Annotated in this window: 2 protein-coding genes; both read left to right on the top strand. The window is 72.9% G+C overall.

Annotated elements, in window-relative coordinates; all coding sequences use genetic code 11:
- Window positions 1-7: 7 nt before the first annotated feature.
- Window positions 8-23515 (top strand): non-ribosomal peptide synthase/polyketide synthase, encoded by a 23508-nt coding sequence (locus AB0M08_RS27715; protein ID WP_364499108.1) that lies wholly within the window; start codon window positions 8-10, stop codon window positions 23513-23515.
- Window positions 23512-23715 carry an MbtH family protein gene (locus AB0M08_RS27710; protein ID WP_364499105.1) on the top strand — a complete coding sequence of 68 codons (204 nt, stop codon included), beginning with the start codon at window positions 23512-23514 and terminating at the stop codon, window positions 23713-23715. Before AB0M08_RS27715 ends, AB0M08_RS27710 begins: the two co-directional genes overlap by 4 nt.
- The last annotated feature ends 116 nt before the right edge of the window (window positions 23716-23831 follow it).

Genomic DNA, 23831 nt, shown 5'->3' with positions numbered 1-23831 from the left:
CGAGTATATGAGCACGATCGTCGCGCTGTTCGAGGCCGTTGCCGCCGGACGTTCCGAGTCGCCGGCCGTCTCGGACGGCATCCGGACCTGGTCGTACGGGCAGCTCAACGCCGAGGCCAACCGGGTGGCCCGGTGGCTGATCAGCGAGGGCGCCGGTCCGGAGCAGCTCGTGGGCGCCGCCCTGCCGCGTGGTATCGAGCAGGTGGCCGTACTGCTCGGCATCCTGAAGGCCGGTGCGGCCTATCTCCCGCTCGACCCGGACCTGCCCGCCGAGCGCATCGGTCACCTCGTCGCCGATGCGCGGCCGGCCCTGGTGCTGGCCGAGGACGCGCGGACCGTACCGGCGATCGACGGTGTCCGGACGATCATCGCGCCCGGCGGGATCGTCGCCGTCCGGGCCGCACAGCCGGACGCGAACCCGCGCGACGAGGACCGCGTCTCACCGCTGACCCCCCAGGACCTGGCGTACGTCATCTACACCTCCGGCTCCACCGGTATGCCGAAGGGTGTCGCGGTCTCCCACGCCAGCACGGTCAATCTGGCTCACACCGTGGTTCGTGACCATGCGTCCGGCACCGGCCACCGGGTCCTGCAACTGGCCTCGCCCGGGTTCGACGTCGCCGTGTGGGAACTGCTGACCGCCGTGTCCACCGGCGGCACGCTGGTCGTCGCCCGTGCGGAGCGCCCCGCCGGTGACGACCTCCTGCGTCTGCTGCGCGAGCACCGCATCACGCACGTCACCCTGCCGGTCCCGGTGCTGGCGTCGCTGCCCGGCGGCGCCGAGTCCGAGCTGTCCGACCTCACCACCGTGCACATCGGTGGCGAGACCTGCCCGCCCGAGCTGATCCGACGGTGGTCGGTGGGGCGGCGGCTGATCAACGGGTACGGCGCTACCGAGACCACCGTCGCCGCCACTCTGACGGCGCCGCTCACCGGGGACGAGGCACCCATCGGTGTGCCCCTGGACGGCGTACGCGTCCACATCCTCGACGACCGGCTGGCCCCGGTGGAGCGCGGCGAGCCCGGCGAGCTCTATGTCGCGGGCGCCAACGTGGCCCGGGGCTATCTGCACCGTCCGGGCCTGACCTCGACCCGGTTCCTCGCCGACCCGTACGGGCCACCGGGGTCCCGCATGTACCGCACCGGAGACATCGGGCGGCAACGTGCCGACGGCCAACTGGAATTCCTGCGCCGCGCCGACGACCAGGTCAAGATTCGTGGCGCGCGGGTGGAGCCCGGCGAACTCGAGGCGGTACTGCGGCGCCGGCCCGGCATCGTGGCAGCGGCCGTCACCGTCCACCAGGACACCCGAGGCGATCGGCAACTCGCGGCCTACGTCGTGCCGGCCCCCGAGCCCCGGCTCACCGTCGCCGCACTCCGCGAGCAGTTGCGCGCCCTGCTGCCCTCCTACCTCGTCCCGGCCCTGATCGTCCTGCTCGACCAGCTGCCGCTCACCCCGAACGGCAAGATCGACCGCGCTGCCCTGCCGGACCCCGAGGTCGCCCCGGCCGAGCTGACGCGTACCGCACGCAACTCGCTCGAGGACATGCTGCGCGGTCTCTTCGCCGAACTGCTCGACCTTCCCGGCATCGGTTTCGACGACGACTTCTTCGACGTCGGCGGGCACTCCCTGCTGGCCGGCCGGCTGATCGGGCGGATCCGTACCGTGCTCGGCCTCGACCTCGCCCTGCGGGACTTCTTCGAGGCGGCCACCCCGGCACGGCTCGCCCAGCGGTTGCAGCGCGCGGCCGCCGGACGGGCCCGCCCGGCCCTGGTCCCGCACCCGCGCCCGGAGCGGATCCCGCTCTCCTCCGCCCAGCAGCGGCTCTGGTTCCTGCACCGGCTCGAGGGCGGCTCCGCCACCTACAACATGCCGCTCGCGCTGCGGATGACCGGCTCGATCGATCACGCCGCGCTCGCCGCTGCTCTGGCCGACGTGATCCGCCGGCACGAGCCGTTGCGTACCCTGTTCCCCGCGGCCGACGGCCAGCCGTACCAGCGGATCCTCGACCCGGACGACGTACACGCGGACCTGCCCGTACGCCGGACGGACGCAGCCGCCCTCGACGAGGAGCTGCGTCGCCTGGCCCGGCACGAGTTCGACCTGGCCCATGAGATCCCGGTACGGGCCCACCTGCTCACCACCGGCCCGCAGGATGCCGTCCTCATGCTCGTCATCCACCACATCGCCGGTGACGGCTGGTCCGGGGCGCCCCTGGCCCGTGATCTCGTCACCGCCTACTCGGCACGGCGCCTGGGCAGGACGCCGGAGTGGACACCCCTGCCCGTCCAGTACGCCGACTACGCCCTGTGGCAACGCGAGCTGCTGGGCAACGACGACGACCCGGACAGCGAGGCCGGCACTCAGCTGGGCTATTGGGCGGGGCGGCTCGCCGATCTGCCCGACGAGGTCACGATTCCCGGCGACCGGTCCCGTCCAGCGATGCCGACCTACGCCGGGTCCGTCGTGCCGATCACCTTCGATGCCGAACTGCATGCCGGAATGGCGGTGCTCGCTCGCCGGCACGGCGCTACCGTCTACATGGTGCTGCAGGCGAGCCTGGCAGCACTGCTCAACCGCCTCGGCGCCGGCACCGACATCGCCATCGGAGCCGGGGTCGCCGGCCGCTCGGAGCCGGCCCTCGACGACCTGGTCGGCCTCTTCGTCAACATGCTGGTGCTGCGCACCGACACCAGCGGACGACCCCGCTTCGCCGACCTGCTGCGCCAGGTGCGCGACAGCAGCCTCACCGCATACGGCCACCAGGACGTCCCGTTCGAGCACGTGGTCGAGCGGCTCAACCCGCCGCGCACCGCCGGCCGCCAGCCGCTCTTCCAGGTCGCGCTGGTACTGCAGAACAACGCCTCGGCACCCTTCGCGCTGTCGGGCCTGCAGGTGCGTGCCGAGGTAGTGCCGACCGGTACCGCGCGTTTCGACCTGTCCCTGAGCGTCACCGAGCAGACCGCTTCCGGTGGGTCGCCGGCCGGCATCACAGGTGTCGCCGAGTACGCCACCGACCTCTACGACCGGGACACGGCCGAGGCCGTCGTCGCCCGCTGGACCGCCCTGCTCCGGCAGGTGATCGCGGACGAGGATCAGCGCCTCGACGACCTCGACATCACGACCGAAGCGGACCGGGCATCGCTGCGACGGTGGCGCCGCGCGGAGCATGAGCTGCCGCCGCGCACCTTCGCCGAGATCGTCGAGCGCCAGGTCGCGGAGACGCCGGACGCGATCGCTGTCAGCGCTCCCGGCGCCGAGTGGACCTATCGCGACCTGAATCGCCACGCCAACCACATCGCGGGCATCCTCGCCGGCCGCGGCATCGGCCCGGAGGACCTGGTCGCCGTCGCAGCGCCCCGGTCCGCCGTCCAGCTCGCCGCCATCCTGGGCGTGCTCAAGGCCGGGGCCGCGTACGTGCCGATCGATCTGGTCTTTCCCGCCCGCCGCAACCGGCACGTGCTGCAGGACTCCGCGCCGCGGCTCCTGCTCAGCACCCGTGCGGGTGCCGAACGTCTCCCCGCCGACCTGCCCTGCGAGCTCCTGCTGGTGGACGAGGCCGCGGAGGCGGGCCGCGACGACGACCTCTCGGACACCGACCGGGTACGCCCGGCGCACGTCGACCATCCCGCCTACGTCATCTACACCTCCGGCTCGACCGGGAAGCCCAAGGGCGTGGTGGTCACCCACCGTGGTCTGGCCAGCTTCGCCGCCACCCTGCGGCAGCGGTGCGCGACCGGCCCGGACAGCCGGGTCCTGCAACTCTCGTCCCCCAGCGTGGACGCGTCGGTGCTGGAGATACTGTGGGCATTGAGCTCCGGCGCACGCCTGGTCATCGCCGCCCAGTACCGGCTGGCGGGCGAGGAACTCGCTGATGCCCTCGCCGGACACGGCATCACTCACGCTCACATCCCGCCGTCCGCGCTCGGCACGCTGCCCCCGCAGACGGCGCGCGAGCTGCCTGCCTTCCGGATGCTGAGCGTCGGCGCCGAGGCGTGCCCGCCCGAGCTGGTGCGGCTGTGGCTGCCCGGCAGGGAGATGGTGAACGCGTACGGGCCGACCGAGAGCACCGTCGCCGCGTCGCACACCCGGCCCCTCACCGGCGCGCGGGCGCCGATCGGCACACCGGTGCTGAACTCGCGGCTGTACGTGCTCGACGAAGCGTTGCGGGAGACACCGCCGGGAGTCCCGGGCGAGTTGTACATCGCCGGCGAGGGACTGGCCCGTGGCTATCTGCACCAGGCCGGCCTGACGTCGTCGCGATTCGTGGCGGATCCGTACGGCCCGCCCGGCGCACGCATGTACCGGACCGGGGACGTCGTCCGCTGGAATCCCGTGGGCGAGCTGGAGTATCTCGGCCGCTCGGACGAGCAGGTGAAGATCCGCGGTTTCCGCGTGGAGCCGGCCGAGGTGGAACGGGTCCTGTCCACGCATCCCACGGTGGAGCAGGCGGTGGTCACGCCGCGCCGGGACCGCTCCGGTGCGATGTCTCTCGCCGCCTACGTCGTGTTCGCCGCGGGAGCCGCGCCCGCGGGCTTCGACGACCAGCTGGCCGAGTGGCACGACATCTACGAGCAGGTGTACAGCGGCTTCTCCGGTGTACCCGGAGACGACTTCGTCGGCTGGAACAGCTCGTTCACCGGCGGGCCGATCCCCGTCGAACAGATGCGGGAGTGGCAGAGCTCCGCCGTGGGGCAGATCGCCCGCTTCACGCCGGGCCGGGTGCTGGAGATCGGCGTGGGCTCCGGTCTGCTGCTGGCGCCCCTGGCCGCGGACGTGCGGGAGTACTGGGGCACCGATCTGTCGCCGGCCTCGATCGAACGGCTCCAGGCACATGCCGCGACCCGCGGCTGGGAGCACGTGCGGCTGTCCTGCCGTCCCGCGCACGACGTCTCCGGCCTGCCCCGGCACTACTTCGACACCATCGTCGTCAACTCGGTGGCCCAATACTTCCCGAGCGCCGCCTACCTGCGCGACGTCCTGACGAGCCTGCTGGACCTGCTGGCGGCCGGTGGCAGGCTGATCGTCGGCGATGTGCGGCACTACGGTCTGCTCCGGCCTCTCCAGGCGGCCGTGCACAGCGTTCGCGAGGCCCCCGACCTGCGCGCCGCGGTCGAACACGCTGTCGCGGTCGAGAAGGAGCTGCTGCTGGCTCCGGAGTTCTTCACCTCGCTCGGCCACCCGTCGCTCACCGGCGTGGAGCTGTCCCTGAAGAGGGGAAGGGCCGTCAACGAGCTGACCGGATACCGCTACGAGGTCGTCCTCCACACTGCCCCGCCGCGCTCGGTGGCCGGGCTACCGGTGCTGGTCTGGGGCCGCGACATCACCGGCCTGGACGAGGTGACCGGCCCGGTGCGCGTGGCACAGATCCCGAATCCGCGGCTGGCAGCGAGCGTGCGGGCGATGCGGGCACTCGACGGCCCCGACGCGGTGCCGGAGACGGTGAAAGCCGGACCGGAGCCCGACGCGGTGCTCGACTGGGCGTCGGCGCGGGGCTGGCGGGCCGTGCCGACCTGGTCGTCGCATCGCTGGAACCTGTACGACGTCGTGCTGCTCCCGGACGTGCCCGCCGACGAACCGCTCGCCGGCCTCCACCGCCCGGACGACTCCGCCGTGCCGGCCAACATCCCCGCGGTGACCCGGGCCGCGGGCGAGCTGGTCTCCGAGCTGCGCGGCACGCTCAAGGATCTGCTGCCGCACTATCTGGTACCGGCGACGATCACCGCCGTCGAGCGGATCCCGGTCACGCCGAACGGCAAGGTGGACCGCCGGGCGCTGCCCGACCCGGAGGTCATGGTCTCCGGCGGGCGCCGGCCCGCGACCCCGTACGAACAGATCCTCTGTGACCTGTTCGCCGACATCCTCGGCCTGTCCCGCGCGGGTGTCGACGACAGCTTCTTCGATCTCGGTGGACACTCGCTGCTGGCCACCCGGTTGACCAGCCGCATCCGTACCGTTCTGGGCGTCGAGGTGCTGCTGCAGCAGGTCTTCGATGCGCCTACCCCGGCCCGGCTCGCGGCGCTGCTGCAGAGCGCGGCGCGCCGCGAACGCACCGCTCTGCGCCCCGCCCGGCGTCCCGATCCCGTTCCGTTGTCGTTCGCGCAGCAACGCCTGTGGTTCCTGCACACCCTGGAGGGCCCTTCGGCGACCTACAACTCGCCGCTGGTGCTGCACCTCTCCGGTGAGCTCGACGTGTCGGCGCTGCGAGCCGGCCTGAGCGATGTGGTGGCTCGCCACGAGGCGCTGCGGACGGTCTTCGCCGAGCGCGACGGCATCCCGTACCAGCGGATCCTGACTGTGCCCGAGATCGACGTCGCAGTGCGTCGAGCCCACCCGGACGAGCTGCCGGCAATGCTGCGCGAGGCGGCACGCCACGAATTCGACCTGGCACGAGAGATCTCGGTCCGGGTCTCGCTGTTCACCGCCCGCCCCGGCGAATGGGACCTGGTGCTGGTGCTGCACCACATCGCGGCGGACGGCTGGTCGATGGGCCCTCTGGCGCGCGACGTGGCGGCCGCCTACGCCGACCGGTGTGCCGGTCGGGCGCCGGTCTGGTCCCCGTTGCCGGTGCAGTACGCCGACTACACGCTGTGGCAGCGGCGTCTGCTGGGTGACGAGGCAGATCCGCAGAGCCTGCTCGCCCGCCAGATGGCGTACTGGCGTGAGCAACTGGCCGAACTGCCGGAGGAGGTGACGCTCCCGCCGGACCGGCCGCGCCCGGCGGAGGCCGGCTACGCCGGTGACGTGTGCCTGTTCACCGTCGACAACGCCCTGCACGCCGACCTGCTCCGGCTGGCGCGTTCGCGGGGTGCGACGTTGTTCATGGTGCTGCAGGCGGCGCTCGCGGCGGTGCTGTGGCGGCTGGGCGCCGGCGGCGACGTGCCGATCGGTACGCCGGTGGCCGGCCGCACCGATGACGCGCTCGACGACCTCGTCGGCTTCTTCGTGAACACCCTGGTGCTGCGCACCGACGTGTCAGGTGACCCGAGCTTCGGGACGCTGCTGGAGCAGGTGCGTGACACGAGCCTGGCGGCGTACGCGCACCAGGACGTACCGTTCGAGTTCCTGGTCGAGAAGCTCAACCCGCAGCGCAGCACGGCGCACGCACCGCTGTTCCAGGTGATGCTGGCCGTACAGAACAACCCCGCCGGCACCTTCGCCCTGCCCGGCCTGCGCGCTCGCGCCGACGAGATCGTCACCGGCGTCTCCCGCGTCGACCTCACCCTCAACATCACCGAGACGGTCGACGACTCCGGCGCCCCCACCGGCATCCGCGGCGCCGTCGAGTACGCCACGGACCTGTACGACCCGGCCACCGTCGCGTCGTTCACGACCCGGCTCGTCCAGCTGATGCGTGCGGCGGTCGCGGATCCGGATCGGCGGATCAGCGGCCTCGACCTGCTCACCGGCCGCGAGACCGCCGAGCTGGTGGGCCGGGCGGGAGGTGGCGACGTGCCGGCGCCCGAGCCCCGGGTGTGGCCGGCACTCGTCGAGGCCTCGGCCGCCGCCTCCCCGGCGTCGACCGCGGTCGTCCAGGGTGAGCTCGGCTGGACGTACGCGCAACTGAACGCCGACGCGAACCGCCTGGCGCGGAACCTGACCGGCCGGGGGATCGGGGCCGGGGACGTCGTCGGTGTGCTGATGACCCGCAGCCCCGTACAGGTGGCAGCGATGCTGGCCGTCGGGAAGGCCGGCGCCGCGTTCCTGCCGATCGACCCGGAGTATCCCGCGGAACGCGTGACCTATCTGCTCACCGACGCCCGTCCGAAGCTGCTCCTCACCGATCGGGCCCACGCCGCCGTGACGAACCACGCCGGACTGCTCGTCGTCGACGATCCCGACGAGTGGCGCCGCCGGCAGGACTTGCCCGCCGGCGACCCGGAGACCCGGGCCCGGGTCGACGACCCGGCGTACGTGATCTACACGTCGGGCTCGACCGGCGCGCCGAAAGGCGTCGTCGTCACCCATCGGGGGCTGGTGGCGCTGGCGGCCGACGGTGGCGCGCGTGCCGACGTCGACCGGGACAGCCGGGTCCTGCAGCTGACCTCGCTCAGCTTCGACGTCTCGGTCTACGAGCTGCTCGTCGCCCTGCACGCGGGAGCCACCCTGGTGCTGCCCGCGCCCGGCCGGCTGGCCGGCCGGGAACTGGCGCGGCTGCTGGCGGAGACCGAGGTGACCCACGCGTTCCTCCCGCCGTCGGTGCTGGCGACGCTGCCGGCCGAGGCGGCGGCCGGGTTGCCACGGCTGCGCAGTCTCGTGGTCGGCGGTGAGGCCTGCTCCCCGGAGCTGGTGGAACGGTGGTCCTCCGGCCGGCGGATGACGAATCTGTACGGGCCGACGGAGACGACCGTGGCGGCGACAATCAGCCGCCCGCTGTCGGGGCGCGCCGTGCCGATCGGGGCGCCGCTGGCGGGCACCACCGTGTACGTGCTGGACCAGGCTCTGCGGCTGGTACCGCCCGGCGCGCGGGGTGAGCTGTACATCGGCGGAGCCGGCGTCGCGCGGGGCTATCTCGGCCGCGCCGGGCTGACGGCGTCACGCTTCGTCGCCGACCCGTTCGGGCTCGCGGGGGCGCGGATGTACCGCACGGGCGACGTGGTGCGCTGGAACTCCGCCGGCGAGCTCGAGTACTTCGGCCGTACCGATCATCAGGTGAAGATCCGGGGCTTCCGGGTGGAGCCCGGCGAGATCGAGGCGGCCCTGCTGGACCGGACCGGCGTGACCCAGGCCGTCGTGATCGCCCACCGGGATCCGTACGGCTTCCAGTCGCTGCACGCCTACGTCACGGCCCAGGACGAGGCCGACGGCGCCGGGTTGCGTCAGGAGCTGCGCCGGCTGCTGCCCGACCACATGGTCCCCGCCGCGGTCGTCGTCCTCGACCGCTTCCCGGTCACCGCCAACGGCAAGCTCGACCGTGACGCGCTGCCCGCCCCGGATCTGCGGCCTTCCGTGCACCGGGCGGCGGACACCCCGTACGAGGAGATCGTCGGTTCCCTCTTCGCCGACGTCCTGAGGGTTCCCCGGGTGGGCGCGGACGACAACTTCTTCGACCTCGGTGGCCATTCGCTGCTCGCCACCCGGCTGCTGGCCCGCGTGCGGACCGTTCTGAACGCCGATGTCGCGATGCGCACGTTCTTCAACGCGCCCACGCCCCGCCGGCTGGCCGAGCAGCTCGCCGTCGACGACACGCCCCCGGTCCCGCTGCGCCCGATGCCGCGGCCCGAGGTGGTGCCGCTGTCGTTCGCGCAGCAGCGATTGTGGTTCCTGCACCGGTTGGAGGGCCCGTCGGCGACGTACAACTCTCCGCTGGCGTTGCGGTTGTCGGGCGAGTTGGACGTCGAGGCGTTGCGAGCCGCCCTGGCCGACGTGGCGGGTCGGCACGAGGCGTTGCGCACGGTCTTCGGTGAGCGGCAGGGAAATCCGTACCAGCGGGTCCTGGACGGGGCCGAGCCGGCTCTGACGGTGGTGCGGGACGCCGGGGACCGGTTGCCGGCGCTGATGCGCGAAGCGGCCCGGCACGAGTTCGACCTGGCGGGCGAGATCCCCCTGCGCGGGTGGTTGCTCGGGGCCGGGGCGGGCGAGTGGGTGCTGGTGCTGGTGCTGCATCACATCGCCGCCGACGGCTGGTCCCTGCAGGTGCTCCTCGCCGATCTGGCCACCGCCTACGCCGGCCGCATCGCCGGGCGAGCGCCGACGTGGTCGCCGCTGCCGGTCCAGTACGCCGATTACACCCTGTGGCAGCGGGAGAACCTCGGCGCGGGCGACGATCCCGCCAGCCTGTTCAGCCGTGAGTCCGCCTACTGGCTCGACGCGCTGGCCGGACTGCCCGACCAGGTGACGCTGCCTCCCGACCGGCCGCGGCCCGCCGTCGCCGGCTACGGCGGTGAGACCGTCACCTTCGACCTCGACGCCGAGCGGCATGCCGCCCTCGTGGCCCTCGGGCGGACCACCGGCACCACCCTGTTCATGATCCTGCAGGCGACCCTGGCCGGTCTGCTCACCCGGCTCGGCGCCGGAACCGACATCGCGGTCGGCTCGCCCATCGCCGGGCGCGACGACGACCGCCTCGAGAACCTGGTCGGGCTCTTCGTCAACATGCTGGTGCTGCGTACCGACACGGCGGCCGACCCGACGCTGGGTGACCTGTTGGCCCAAGTCCGCCGTACCTGTCTGGCGGCCTACTCCCACCAGCACATGCCCTTCGAACACCTCGTCGAACGGCTCAACCCGCAGCGTTCCGCAGCTCATCACCCCCTCGTGCAGATCCTGTTCGGACTGCAGAACAGCGACGGCCGGACGATCGAGCTACCCGGTCTCACCGTGACCGGCGCCGCCCTCGACACCGGAGTGTCCCGCGTCGACCTGTCCATCAACTTCCTCGAGACCGCCGCGGCGGACGGCAGCCCCGCCGGGCTGACCGGCGTGGTCGAGTACTCCACCGACCTGTACGACCGGGCCACCGTCGAGGCGTTCACCGCCCGCTGGGCCCGGCTGCTGCAGGCGGTGGTGACCGCGCCGGGCCGGCGCCTGAGCGAGGTCGACCTGCTCGCCGGCGACGAGCGCCTACGCGTGCTGGACTGGGGCCGGGCGCAGTCGCCCGGAACGCCGCTGACCACCCCGGACCTGATCCGTTCCGGCGCCGAGGACGCCGTCGTCGACGGCAGCACCAGGTGGTCGTACGCCGAGCTCGCCGAGCGGGCGAACGGGGTGGCCTGGTCACTCGTCGAGCGTGGCGTCCGCCCGGGTGACGTGGTGGCCGTGCTGCTGCCCCGCGGCGCGTCCCAGATCGCCGCCCTGCTCGGTGTCGCCCGCGCCGGGGCCGCGTTCTTGCCGGTGGACCCGGCCTACCCGCAGGAACGGATCGACTTCCTGCTGCGCGACGCCCGGCCGGTGGTCGTGCTGCGGGACACGGAGACCGGCCGGCGACGCCCGGACGCCCCGGCGGTCGAGGTGCGGCACGACGATCCCGCCTACGTCATCTACACCTCCGGGTCGGCGGGTACGCCGAAGGGCGTCGTCGTCACCCATCGCGGCCTGGCCGGCGTGGCGGCGGCGCACCAGCGACTCGCCGTGACCGGCGCATCGCGGGTGCTGCAGTTCGCCGCGCTCGGCTTCGACGCGGTCGTGTGGGAACTGCTGATGGCCTTCCGCGCCGGCGCCACCCTGGTGCTGCCCGGTCCCGGGCAGCTTGCCGGCGCCGACCTCGAGACGGTGCTGCGGGAGCAGCGCATCACCCACGTGACGTTGCCGCCGGCCGTCCTGGCGACCCTGCCCGCGGGCGCCGCGACGCGGTTGCCCGACCTCGCCGTGCTGGTCGTGGCGGGGGAGGCGTGCCCGGCCGAGCTGAGCGCACAGTGGGCTCCGGGCCGTCGCATGATCAACGCGTACGGACCCACCGAGTCCACGGTCTGCGCCTCCATGAGCGTGGATCTGCGGCCGGGACACACGCCGATCGGGCACCCGGTGCCGGGCACCCGGCTGTACGTGCTCGACGCGAGCCTGCACCCGGTCGCCCCGGGTGTGCCGGGCGAGCTGCACATCGCGGGGCAGGGCCTGGCCCGGGAGTACGCGGGCCGGCCGGGCCTGACCGCGAGCCGGTTCGTCGCCGACCCGTACGGTCCCGCCGGCTCCCGGATGTATCGCACCGGTGACCTCGCCCGGTGGAACGCCGACGGCGAGCTGGAGTACCTGGGCCGGTCCGACGACCAGGTCAAGATCCGTGGCTTCCGGGTCGAACCGGGTGAGGTCGCGTCCGTCCTGCTCCAGCACCCCGCCGTCGCCCGGGCAGCGGTCGTCGCGCGCCCCGGCAGGGACGGCGATCTGCGGTTGCTGGCCTATGCCGTGGCCGCCCCCGGGCAGGCGGCTGGCGGCGACGAGCTGCGCAACGACCTCCGCCGCCGCCTGCCGGAGCATCTGGTGCCGGCCGTCGTCACGCTGGTGGACGACCTTCCCCGGACCGCGCACGGCAAACTCGACCACCGTGCGCTGCCGGACCCGGAGCAGCATGCCGCCGCGGGGCGCGTGCCGCGCACCCCGCAGGAGGAGCTGCTCTGCCAGCTCTTCGCCCAGGTCCTGGACCGGGAACACGTCGGGGTCGACGACAGCTTCTTCGACCTGGGCGGTCATTCGTTGCTCGCGACCCGGCTGATCCTCCGGATTCGCAAGGCGTTCCGCTGCGAGCTGCCGCCTCGGGCGTTGTTCGAGGCGCCCACCCCGGCGGAGCTCGCCGTGGTGCTCAAGCAGACCACCGGGGACGTACAGGCCGCGCTGCAGCCGATGCCGCGGCCCGCGGTGGTGCCGTTGTCCTTCGCCCAGCAGCGGTTGTGGCTGCTGCACCGGTTGGAGGGCCCGTCGGCGACGTACAACTCACCCTTGGCGTTGCGGCTCACCGGGTCGCTCGACGTGGAGGCGTTGCGGGCGGCCCTGGGCGATGTGGTGGATCGGCACGAGGCGCTGCGAACCGTGTTCGGTGAGCGGGAGGGGCGCCCGTTCCAACGGGTGCTCGACGGGGTGGCGCCGGTTCTGACGGTGGTGGCGGGCGCCGGCGAACGGCTGCCGCAGGCGATGCGGGAAGCGGCGCGCCACGAGTTCGACCTGGCGGCCGAGATCCCGGTGCGCGCCTGGCTGTTCGAGGTGGGTCCGGACGAGTGGGCGCTCGTGCTGGTGCTGCATCACATCGCCGCCGACGGCTGGTCCATCGGCCCGTTCACCCGGGACCTGGCGGCCTCCTACACCGACCGGCTCGCCGGGCGGGCGCCGGCGTGGCCGTCGCTGCCGGTCCAGTACGCCGACTACACCCTCTGGCAGCGCGAGCTGCTCGGCGACGAGTCCGCCCCGCGCAGCGTCCTCGGCCGGCAGCTGGTGTACTGGCGTGAACAGCTGGCCGGGCTGCCCGAGCAGGCCAGCCTGCCCGGGGACCGGCCCCGCCCCCCGTCGGCCGGTTACGCCGGCGACGTGCACATGTTCTCCATCGAGGCCGGTCTGCACGCGGCGCTGCACGCGCTGGCGCGCTCCACCGGAACGACGTTGTTCATGGTGCTCCAGGCGGCGCTCGCGACGGTGCTGTGGCGGCTGGGCGCCGGAGCCGACGTGCCGATCGGCACGCCGATCGCGAGCCGCACCGACGACGCGCTCGACGATCTCGTCGGCTTCTTCGTCAACACCCTGGTGCTGCGGACCGACCTCTCCGGCGATCCGAGCTTCGCGGAGCTGCTGGACCGGGTCCGCGACACGAACCTGGCGGCCTACGCGCACCAGGACGTGCCGTTCGAACTGCTGGTCGAGAAGCTGAACCCGCATCGCAGCACCGCGCACGCCCCGCTGTTCCAGGTGCTGCTGGCACTGCAGACCGACACGGGCGGCAGCTTCAGCCTGCCCGGGGTGCACGCTCGCATGGAGGGTGTCAGCACCGGGCTTTCCCGCGTCGATCTGTTCCTCAGCCTCGCCGAACACCGCGACGGCGGCGTGACCGGCGCCGTCGAGTACGCCACCGAGCTCTACGACGCCGCGACCGTCGGCACCTTCGTGGCCCGGTGGTTGCGCCTGCTCCACGCTGTCACACACGATGCGCACCAGGCCGTGAGTGCGGTCGACCTGCTTCTGGACGGCGAGCGTGAGCTGTTGCTCGGGTGGGCGGCGGGTGCTGGCACACCGGCCCCGCCCGCGACGATGACCGAGATCTTCGAGCGGCAGGCCACGGCGACCCCCGAGGCGGTCGCCGTGGTGGACGGCGACACCCGCTGGTCGTACGCCGAGCTCGACGCCTATGCGAACGGGGTGGCCCGGTCGCTGATCGAGCGTGGCGTGCGTGCCACGGACGTGGTCGCTGTCGTGCTGCCACGCGGCGCCGCCCAGATCGCCGTGCTCCTCGGGACCGGCAAGGCCGGGGCGGCATACCTTCCGGTGGACCCGGCATACCCGGCCGCCCGGGTGGACCACGTGCTGCGCGACGCCGACCCGGCGCTGGTGATCCGGGACGCGGGCATCGTGGGTGAACGGGCCGCGAGCCCCGGCGTCCGGGTCCGGGCCGACGACCCCGCGTACGTGATCTACACGTCCGGGTCGACGGGGACGCCGAAGGGCGTCGTGGTCACCCACCGAGGGCTGGCCGGTCTCGCCGCCGGCGCCGGGGAGAGGACCGCCGTCGACGGCGACAGTCGCGTCCTGCTGCTCGCCTCACCCAGCTTCGACGCCTCCGTCCTGGAGCTGATGATGGCGTTCGGCTCGGGCGCCTGCCTGGTCGTGGCGCGGGAGACCCGCCTCGCCGGGGAGGAACTGGAGCGGGTGCTGGCGGACGGACGGGTGACCCACGCCTTCATCCCGCCGTCGGTGCTGGCGACCCTGCCAGCCACGGCGGCGACCACGCTGACCGAGCTGCGCAGCCTGGTGGTGGGCGGTGAGGCCTGCTGGCCTGAGCTGGTGCAGCAGTGGTCGCCCGGTCGCCGGATGACCAACCTGTACGGCCCGACCGAGACCACCGTCGCCACGACGATCAGCCGCCCGCTCTCGGGCCGGCGGGTGCCGATCGGCACGCCGCTGGCCGGGATCACCACGTACGTGCTGGACGAGTCGCTGCGTCCGGCACCGCCCGGATCGCGCGGCGAACTCTACATCGGTGGCGCCGGCGTCGCGCGCGGCTATCTCGGCCACCCGGGGCTGACCGCTGGGCGGTTCGTCGCCGACCCGTACGGCCCGCCCGGGGCCCGGATGTACCGCACGGGCGACGTGGTCCGCTGGAACGCCGACGGGGAACTGGACTACGTCGGGCGCAGCGACGACCAGGTGCAGATCCGCGGTATCCGGGTGGAACCGGGGGAGAGCGCGGCAGCCCTGGCGGGTCATCCGGACGTCGCCCGGGCGGTCGTGGTCGTGCGCGCCGATCGGCAGGGCGCCGAGACCCTCGTCGGCTACGCGGTCGCGTCCCGCGCCGGAACCGACATGGCGGTCGTGCGCGACGATCTGCGCGCCCTGCTGCCCGAGCACCTGATCCCCGCCGTGATCGTCGCCCTGCCCGAGATCCCGCTCACCCCGAACGGCAAGGTGGACCGCGCCGCGCTGCCCGCGCCCGAGTTCGCGACGACCAGGGGCCGCGACCCGCGCACTCCGCAGGAGGAGATCCTCTGCAGCCTCTTCACCGAGGTGCTGGGCCTGGAGCACGTCGGGGTCGACGACGACTTCTTCGCCCTCGGCGGCCACTCGCTGCTCGGCACCCGGTTGATCAGCCGGGTGCGTGCCGCGCTCGGCGTGGAGGTGCGCCTGCTCACCCTCTTCGAGGCGCCGACGCCCGCGGCCCTGCACCGGGCCATCCGCGACAACGGCGAGCAGGCCCGCGCCGTGCTGCGTCCGTGGCCCCGCTCCGCCCTGCTCCCGCTGTCGTTCGCACAGCAGCGGTTGTGGTTCCTGCACAAGCTGGAGGGCCCGTCCCCGACCTACAACATGCCGCTGACCCTGCGGCTGTCGGGCGATCTCGACGAGGTGGCTCTGCACGCGGCGCTGATCGACGTGATCGGCCGGCACGAGGCGCTGCGGACGGTCTTCGCCGAGCGGGACGGGCAGGCGTACCAGCATGTCCTGGAGCCTGCCGAGGTGAGCGTCGACCTGCCGTTCCGGCAGGCGGCCGGTGCCGGCCTGGCCGCGGCTCTGCGTGACGCCGCCCGCCACGAGTTCGATCTTGCCCGGGAGATCCCGGTACGGGCGTCGGTGTTCACCGACGGTCCCGGGGAGTGGGTGCTGATGCTGGTGCTGCACCACATCGCCGCCGACGGCTGGTCGCTGCGCCCGCTGGCCCAGGACCTCGCCCGGGCCTATACGGCCCGCAGCGCCGGCAGCGCCCCGACCTGGTCCCCGTTGCCCGTCCAGTATGCCGACTACACGCTCTGGCACCGGGACCTGCTGGGTGATGCCGACGACCCGGACAGCGCCTTCAGCCGGCAACTCGCTTACTGGCGGCAGCGCCTGGCCGGAGTCCCGGAGGAGGTGACGCTGCCCACCGACCGCCCCCGTCCCCGGGTGGCCGAATACCAGGGCGACGTGACGAGCTTCCCCGTCGACGCCGACCTGCACGGTCGGCTGCTGGCGCTGGCCGGGGCGACGGGTTCGACGCTGTTCATGGTCCTGCAGGCCGCGCTGGCGGCCCTGCTCACCCGATCCGGCGCCGGTACCGACGTGGTCGTCGGCGCCGGTGTGGCGGGCCGCACCGACGATCAGCTCGACGACCTGGTCGGCTTCTTCGTCAACATGGTCGTGCTGCGCGCCGACACCTCGGACGATCCGGCCTTCAGTGAGCTGCTGCGGCGGGTGCGAGCCGACAGCCTGGCCGCCTACTCGCACCAGGACATCCCGTTCGAGCAGCTGGTGGAGCGGATCAACCCGCAGCGCTCGGCCTCGCACCAGTCGCTGTTCCAGGTCGCCATGGTGTTGCAGAACAACGCCGAGGCCGGCTTCGACCTGCCCGGTCTGCGCGTGCGCCAGCAGGGCCTGGGCACCGGCACGTCGCGGTTCGACCTGTCGCTGAGCATCACCGAGACCTCGGCCCCGGACGGTGCGCCCGGCGGGATGACCTGCGTCGTCGAATACTCCACCGGGCTCTACGACGGGTCCACCGTGGAGGGCTTCACCGAACGGTGGGTGCGCCTGCTGCGTGCCGCGGTGGCCGATCCGCAGCAGCGTCTGAGCGGGATGGACCTGCTCGCGGACGACGAACGTGAGCTGCTGCGCGAATGGGGTCACGGCGGGCCGGCCCCGGAGCCGGTGACGCTTCCCGGTCTGCTGGCGCGGCGACTGGCGGACAGCCCGGCGGCGCCGGCGGTCGTCGACGGCGAGCTGACCTGGACGTACGCGGAACTGGACGCGCGAGCGAACGCGGTGGCCCAGGAGCTGATCGGCCGGGGCGTAGGCGCCGGCGATGTGGTGGCCGTGCTATTTCCGCGGAGCGCCGCGCAGGTCGCGACGGCCCTCGGCGTCGCCAAGGCCGGCGCGGTCTTCCTCCCGGTGGACCCGGCCTATCCTCAGGCCAGGATCGATTTCCTGCTCCGCGACGCGCGGCCGGCGCTGGTCGTGCGAGAGGGCGACCTGACCGGTGAGAGCCCGGACGATCCCGGCGTCCGGGTGCGCCTCGACGATCCCGCCTACGTCATCTACACATCCGGTTCGACGGGTACGCCGAAGGGCGTGGTCGTGACCCATCGTGGCATCGCCGGGCTCGCCGCCACCCTGCGCCGGCGCAGCCCCGCCGCCCCGGGCAGCCGCGTCCTGCAGCTCTCGTCGCCCAGCTTCGACGCCGCGATCCTGGAGCTGGTGTGGTCCGTGGACGCCGGTGCCGCCCTCGTGATCCCGTCACCGCACCGGCTCGCCGGTGACGAACTGGCGCACGTGCTGGCGGGCGACGGGATCACCCACGCGCTGATCCCGCCGTCCGTGCTGGCCACGCTCTCCGCCGAGGCACCGCGGACCCTGACCGGCTTGCGCACCCTCGTCGTCGGCGCCGAAGCGTGCCCGCCGGAGCTGCTGCGTGCCTGGTCACCGGGCCGGCTCATGACCAACGCGTACGGGCCGACGGAGTCCACCGTCGTCGCCACCCAGAGTGGCCCGCTCGACGACGTGCCGGTGCCGATCGGCCGCCCGGTGCCCGGCACCCGGGTGTACGTTCTGGACGACGCGCTGCAGCCGGCCGCGCCGGGCGTACCGGGGGAGCTGTATCTCGCCGGCGAGGGCCTGGCCCGCGGCTACCTGCACCGGGCGGGTCTGACCGCCGCGCGCTTCGTGGCCGACCCGTTCGGGCCGGCCGGGACGCTGATGTACCGCACCGGCGACGTAGTCCGCTGGACCCCGGCAGGCGAGTTACTCTATCTCGGCCGCTCCGACGACCAGGTCAAGGTACGCGGCTTCCGCGTCGAGCCCGGCGAGATCGAGCGCGTCCTTACCACGCAGCCCTCCGTCGAGCGGGCCGTCGTGGTGCCCCGGTGGGACAGCGCGGGAGGTAGCTCCCTCGCCGCCTACGTGGTCCTGGCCGGCGCCGACCCGGCGAGCGGTTTCGCCGACCAGTTGGCCGAGTGGCAGGACATCTACCACCAGGTCTACAGCCGCCCGGTCGGCGGCCCGGGCGACGACTTCTCCGGCTGGAACAGCTCGCTCACCGGCGCGCCCATCCCGCTCGAGCAGATGCGCGAGTGGCAGCGGTCCGCCGTCGCCCAGGTGGCGCGCTTCGCGCCCCGCCGGGTGCTCGAGATCGGTGCGGGCTCCGGGCTGCTCCTGGCGCCGCTGGCCGGCGCCGTCGAGGAGTACTGGGCGACGGACTTCTCCGAGGCGGCGATCCACCGGCTGCGCGAGCACGCCCGGGACCGGGAGTGGGAGCATGTGCATCTGCGCTGTCAGCCCGCGCACGACACGTCCGGGCTGCCCTCCGGCCACTTCGACACCGTTGTGATCAACTCGGTGGTGCAGTACTTCCCCGGCGCCGACTATCTGCGGGACGTGCTCGGCCAGGCGCTCGGGCTGCTGGCCGACGGTGGCCGCCTGATCGTCGGCGACGTGCGCCACCACGGCCTGCTGCGCATGCTGCACGCCGAGGCCCACTACGCCCGTCACACCTCGCCGGGCGCGGCGCCGGTGGACCACGCGGTGGCGGTGGAGAAGGAGTTGTTGCTCGCCCCCGAGTTCTTCACCGGCCTGAGCCACCCGCGGCTCTCCGGTGTGGAGATCCTCCTCAAGGAGGGTCTGGCCACGAACGAGCTGACCGGGTACCGCTACGAGGTCGTGCTGCATACCGCCCCGGCGCGCGCGGTCGACGACCTGCCGGTGCTGAGATGGGGGCACGACCTCACCGACCCGGCCGAGGCCCCGGCATGCGCTCGCATCACCGGCATTCCGAACACCCGGCTCGCAGCCGGCGCCGAGGCGCTGCGGGCGATCGGCGAACCCGGCACCACCGTGGCAGGGCCCGCGCTGGATCCCGGCATGCTGCGCCGGTTCGCGGCCGAGAAGGGCCTGCGTGCGGCGTTCACCTGGTCGTCGTCCTGGCCGGACTGCTACGACCTGGTGCTGCTGGCAGACTCGGACGAGCACGAGCCGCTGACCGGCGTGTACCGGCCCGGCCGCCCGGAGCGTGTGGCGAACGTGCCCGCCGTAGCCCGGACCGCCGGGGAGGTCGTCTCCGCGCTGCGCGCCACGGTCAAGTCGATGCTGCCCGACCACATGGTGCCGGCGACGATCACCCCGATCGAACGGATCCCACTGACCGCGAGCGGGAAGGTCGACCGGCAGGCGCTGCCGGCTCCCGAGGTCGTCACGGCCGAGGGCCGCGAGGCGCGCAGCCCGTACGAAGAGATCCTCTGCGAGCTCTACGCCGACCTGCTGGGCCTGCCCCGGGTGGGCGTCGACGACAGCTTCTTCGACCTGGGCGGGCATTCCCTGCTGGCCACCCGTCTCACCAGCCGCATCCGGGCGACCCTGGGCATCGAGGTGCCGTTGCACCAGGTCTTCGCAGCACCCTCGCCCACCGGGCTCGGTGCGGTCCTGGCGGCCTCCTCGGGGCCCGTCCGCCCGCCGGTGGAGTCGATGCCGCGGCCGGACGTCCTGCCGCTGTCGTTCGCTCAGCAGCGGCTGTGGTTCCTGCACAAGCTGCACGGCGGTTCGGCGACCTACAACTCCCCGCTGGCGGTACGGCTCACCGGGCCGCTCGACATCGGCGCGTTGCGGGCCGCCCTGGGCGACGTGGTGAGCCGGCACGAAGCGCTGCGCACGGTCTTCACCGAGGTACGCGGAGTACCCCAGCAGCGGATCCTCGACCCGGACGGGGTGGACCTGCCGGTACGCGAGGTGTCCGGGCACGAGCTGGCGCCGGCCCTGAGCGAGGCCGCGCGCGGCACCTTCGACCTCGCCCGGGACCTTCCGTTGCGAGCTTGGCTGTTCCGGGTGGCCACCGACGAGGCGGTGCTGCTGCTGGTCGTCCACCACATCGTCGCCGACGGCTGGTCGTTGCGTCCGCTCAGCCGGGATCTGGCCGCCGCCTATGCCGCCCGCTGCGACGGCCGGCCGCCCGTGCTGCCGCCCTTGACGGTCCAGTACGCCGACTTCACCCTGTGGCAGCGCCGGCTGCTCGGTTCCGGCACCGACCCGGACAGCCTGCTCAACCGGCAGGTCGGATACTGGCGGGACCGGCTTGCCGGGATGGCGCGGGAGGTGACGCTGCCGGCGGACCGGCCGCGGCCGGAGCAGCCCAGCGGGCAGGGCCGGACCCTGCTGCGTGAGCTCGGCGCGGACCTTCACCGGGAGCTGCGGGCGCTGGCACGCAGCTCCGGAGTGACCCTCTACATGGTTTTGCAGGCCGCGTTCGGCGCTCAGCTGGCGCGCAGTGGCGCGGGGTCCGACATCCCGGTCGGCGCACCCGTCGCCGGGCGGGCCGACGCCGCGATCGAGGACCTGGTGGGCTTCTTCGTCAACACCCTGGTCCTGCGGATCGACACCTCCGGCGCGCCCACCTTCCTCGAACTGCTGGGCCGGGTGCGTGCGGAGAGCCTGGCGGCCTTCGCCCATCAGGACGTCCCCTTCGATCATCTGGTCGAGAAGCTCAACCCGGACCGCCGGCCGTCGTACCACCCCTTCTTCCAGGTTCAGCTGGTGCTGCAGAACACCCCGGACGCGGACTTCGAGCTGGCCGGGCTCCGCGCCCGCCCGCAGAACGACGGCGTCGACACCGGGGTGGCGCGGGTGGACCTGACCCTCAACGTGCTCGAGAGCTTCGACGACACGGGCGTTCCCGGCGGGCTGGTGCTGGCCGCGGAGTACGCCACCGACCTCTACGACGACGCCACCATCGACCACTTCCTCGACCAGTTCGGCCAGTTGCTGCGCGATGCCGCCGCTGTGCCGGACGAACCCATCGGAGGGCTGGAATTGGCCATCGAACAGCAGCACCCGGGTAGCGGGACGACGACCGGAACGCTGGCCGGGCTCTTCGAGGCGACGGCGGCGGCGACACCGGATGCCGTCGCCGTGACGGACAGGCAGGCGAGCCTGACCTACGCGGAGCTGAACAGCCAGGCGAACCGGATGGCACGGGCGCTGATCGAACGCGGCGTGGGCCCCGAGGACTTCGTCGGGGTGCTGCTGCCTCGCAGCACCCGGCAGGTGGCCACGATCCTGGCGGTGGCCAAGTCGGGCGCGGCCTACCTGCCGATCGATCCGTCCTACCCCGACGCGCGGGTCTCCTACCTGTGCACGGACGCGCGGCCGAAGCTCGTGGTGACCGACGGCGCCGGCCGCGCCCGGCTCGGCGCGGACCAGACCGTCGTCGACATCGACGACCCCGCCGCCGTACAGCGATGGCGTGAGCTGCCGGACTCCGATCCGGCGGACCTCGACCGCACGGCCGCGCCGAGCCCGCACCACCCCGCCTACGTGATCTACACCTCGGGCTCGACCGGCCGGCCCAAGGGCGCGGTGATCACCCATGCCGGCCTCGCCGGTGCCGTCGCGGTGTGGCGCGAGCGCTGGTGCTCCGGGCCGGACGTACGGGTGCTGCAGCTCTCGTCGCCGAGCTTCGATCCGTCGGTCATGGAGCTGCTCGCGGCGTTCGCCTCGGGCGGTGAGCTGGTGCTGCCCGAGGCGGGCCTGATCGCTGGGGAAGCATTGGCCCGCCTCCTGGAGCGGGAGCGCATCACCCATCTGGTGACTCTGCCGTCGGTGCTGGCGAGCATGCCGGCGGACGCGCCCGGGCGGCTGCCCGAACTGCGTGGTCTGCTCGTCGGCGGAGAGGTGTGCACACCGGATCTGGCCGCCCGCTGGGCACCGGGGCGCCGGATGTCCAACATCTACGGGCAGACGGAGACCACGATCGCCTGCACGATCACCGAGCCGTTGGGTGCCGGGCCGGTGACCGCGGGCCGGCCCCACCCCGAGATGCGCGTCTACGTGCTCGACGAGGCGCTGAGCCTGCTGCCGCCGGGCGCCGACGGCGAGCTCTACGTCGCCGGGCCGCAGGTGGGCCGGGGCTACCTGCATCGGCCCGCTCTGACAGCGAGCCGCTTCGTCGCCGACCCGTACGGGCCTCCCGGCTCGCGCATGTACCGCACCGGCGACCGGGGCCACTGGACTTTCGGGCTGGAGCTGGAGTTCGCCGGCCGTACCGACGACCAGGTGAAGATCCGCGGGATGCGGGTGGAGCCCGGCGAGGCGGAGGCGGCGCTGGCGGCCCATCCGGCCGTCGCCCGGGCCGTCGTGACCGTCCGTTCCGATCACCGGGGCGATCCGGCACTGGTGGGTTACGTCATCCCGGTGGCGCCCGGCGCCGACCTGGCCGACATCCGCGACGACCTGCGCAGGATCCTTCCCGAGCATCTCGTGCCCAGCGCGGTGGTGCGAGTGACGGACATTCCGCTGACCACGAACGGCAAGGTCGATCGCGAGGCGCTTCCGGTGCCCGAGCCGGCGGCGCCGTCCGGCCGGGGCCCGCGTACGCCCCAGGAGGAGATCCTCTGCGGCCTGTTCGCCGAGGTGCTGGACCGGGGCCAGATCGGGGTCGACGACAATTTCTTCGATCTCGGGGGCCATTCGCTGCTGGCGAACAGGCTCATCGCCCGGATCGCCGAGGTACTCGGTACGGAGGTGCCGATCCGGACCTTCTTCGCGGGGCCGAGCGTCGCGCAGCTCGCCGGGCATCTCGGTGGCGACGCGCCGGACCGGGCGTTCGAGGTGCTCCTGCCCCTGCGTACCGAGGGCGGACTCCCGCCACTGTTCTGCATCCACCCGGGGGCGGCGATCTGCTGGTCCTACTCGGATCTCCTGCTGCACCTGAGCCCGGACTTCCCGGTCTATGGGCTGCAATCGCGGGCGCTGACTCATCCCGAGGAACTGCCGGAGACCCTGACCCAGGTCGCCGACGACTGCATCGAGGAGATGCGCCGGGTGCAGAAGAACGGACCGTACTATCTTCTGGGGCAGTCGTTCGGCGGCGTGGTGGCGCACGCGATGGCCGCCCGGCTGCAGGAGGCCGGAGAGACGGTCGGCCTCGTCGTGGCCCTCGACTCGGAGCCCTCCCGGCCGCTGACCGAGCAGGAGCAGCGGAAGGTCGGCGAGGCCACGGCACGGGTCTACACCGGGATCCTGGAGGTCCTCGGCGTGGACATCACCGGCCTGGCGAGCGGGAAGCTCAGCTTCGCCGAGTTCTCCGAGCTGGCCCGCACCACCAACACCGTGCTCGGCAACGTCGCCGAGGACGAGTTCCAGCTCCTGATGCGCATCCTGCATCACAACATCAGCATCGCCACGCGGCACACGTCGCCGGTGATCGCCGCCGACATGCTGGTCTTCGGTGCGACCGAGGAACGCGAACGCGTGCTCGATCCCGCGGCGTGGGACCAGCACGTCACCGGCGCCATCACCTACCACCCGGTTCCGGCCAGCCACAGCACGATCCTGACGTCGCCGGCGCTGGCCGTGATCGGGCCCGTTCTCGAGGCGCACCTTCGCGCCGCCGTCGCCCGTGACCGGGCGGACAGAAACGAGGAGATCCGATGACCAACCCCTTCGACGACACCGAGCGGACCTTCCTGGTGCTGGTGAACGACGAGAACCAGCACTCGCTGTGGCCGGCCACCATCGACGTGCCCGCGGGCTGGACGATCGCCCATCCCGAGGACACCCAGCAGGCGTGCCTGGACTTCGTGGAGCAGAACTGGACCGACATGCGCCCGCGCAGCCTCGCCCCGCAGCCCTGAGGCCCACCGGCACCGACGTACGTGATCGGGCACGCCGCCGACGTGCGGTGTGCCCCACCCATCGGTCGGCGTGGCTGCCCGCCGCAGTTGCGCGCGACGCCCGGCGACGAAGGAGG

It is taken from the genome of Actinoplanes sp. NPDC051851 (assembly GCF_040681165.1).
Lineage (GTDB): Bacteria > Actinomycetota > Actinomycetes > Mycobacteriales > Micromonosporaceae > Actinoplanes.
The sequence above is the reverse complement of the archived record's forward strand: the minus strand, read 5'-3'. Positions and strand labels throughout refer to the sequence as shown.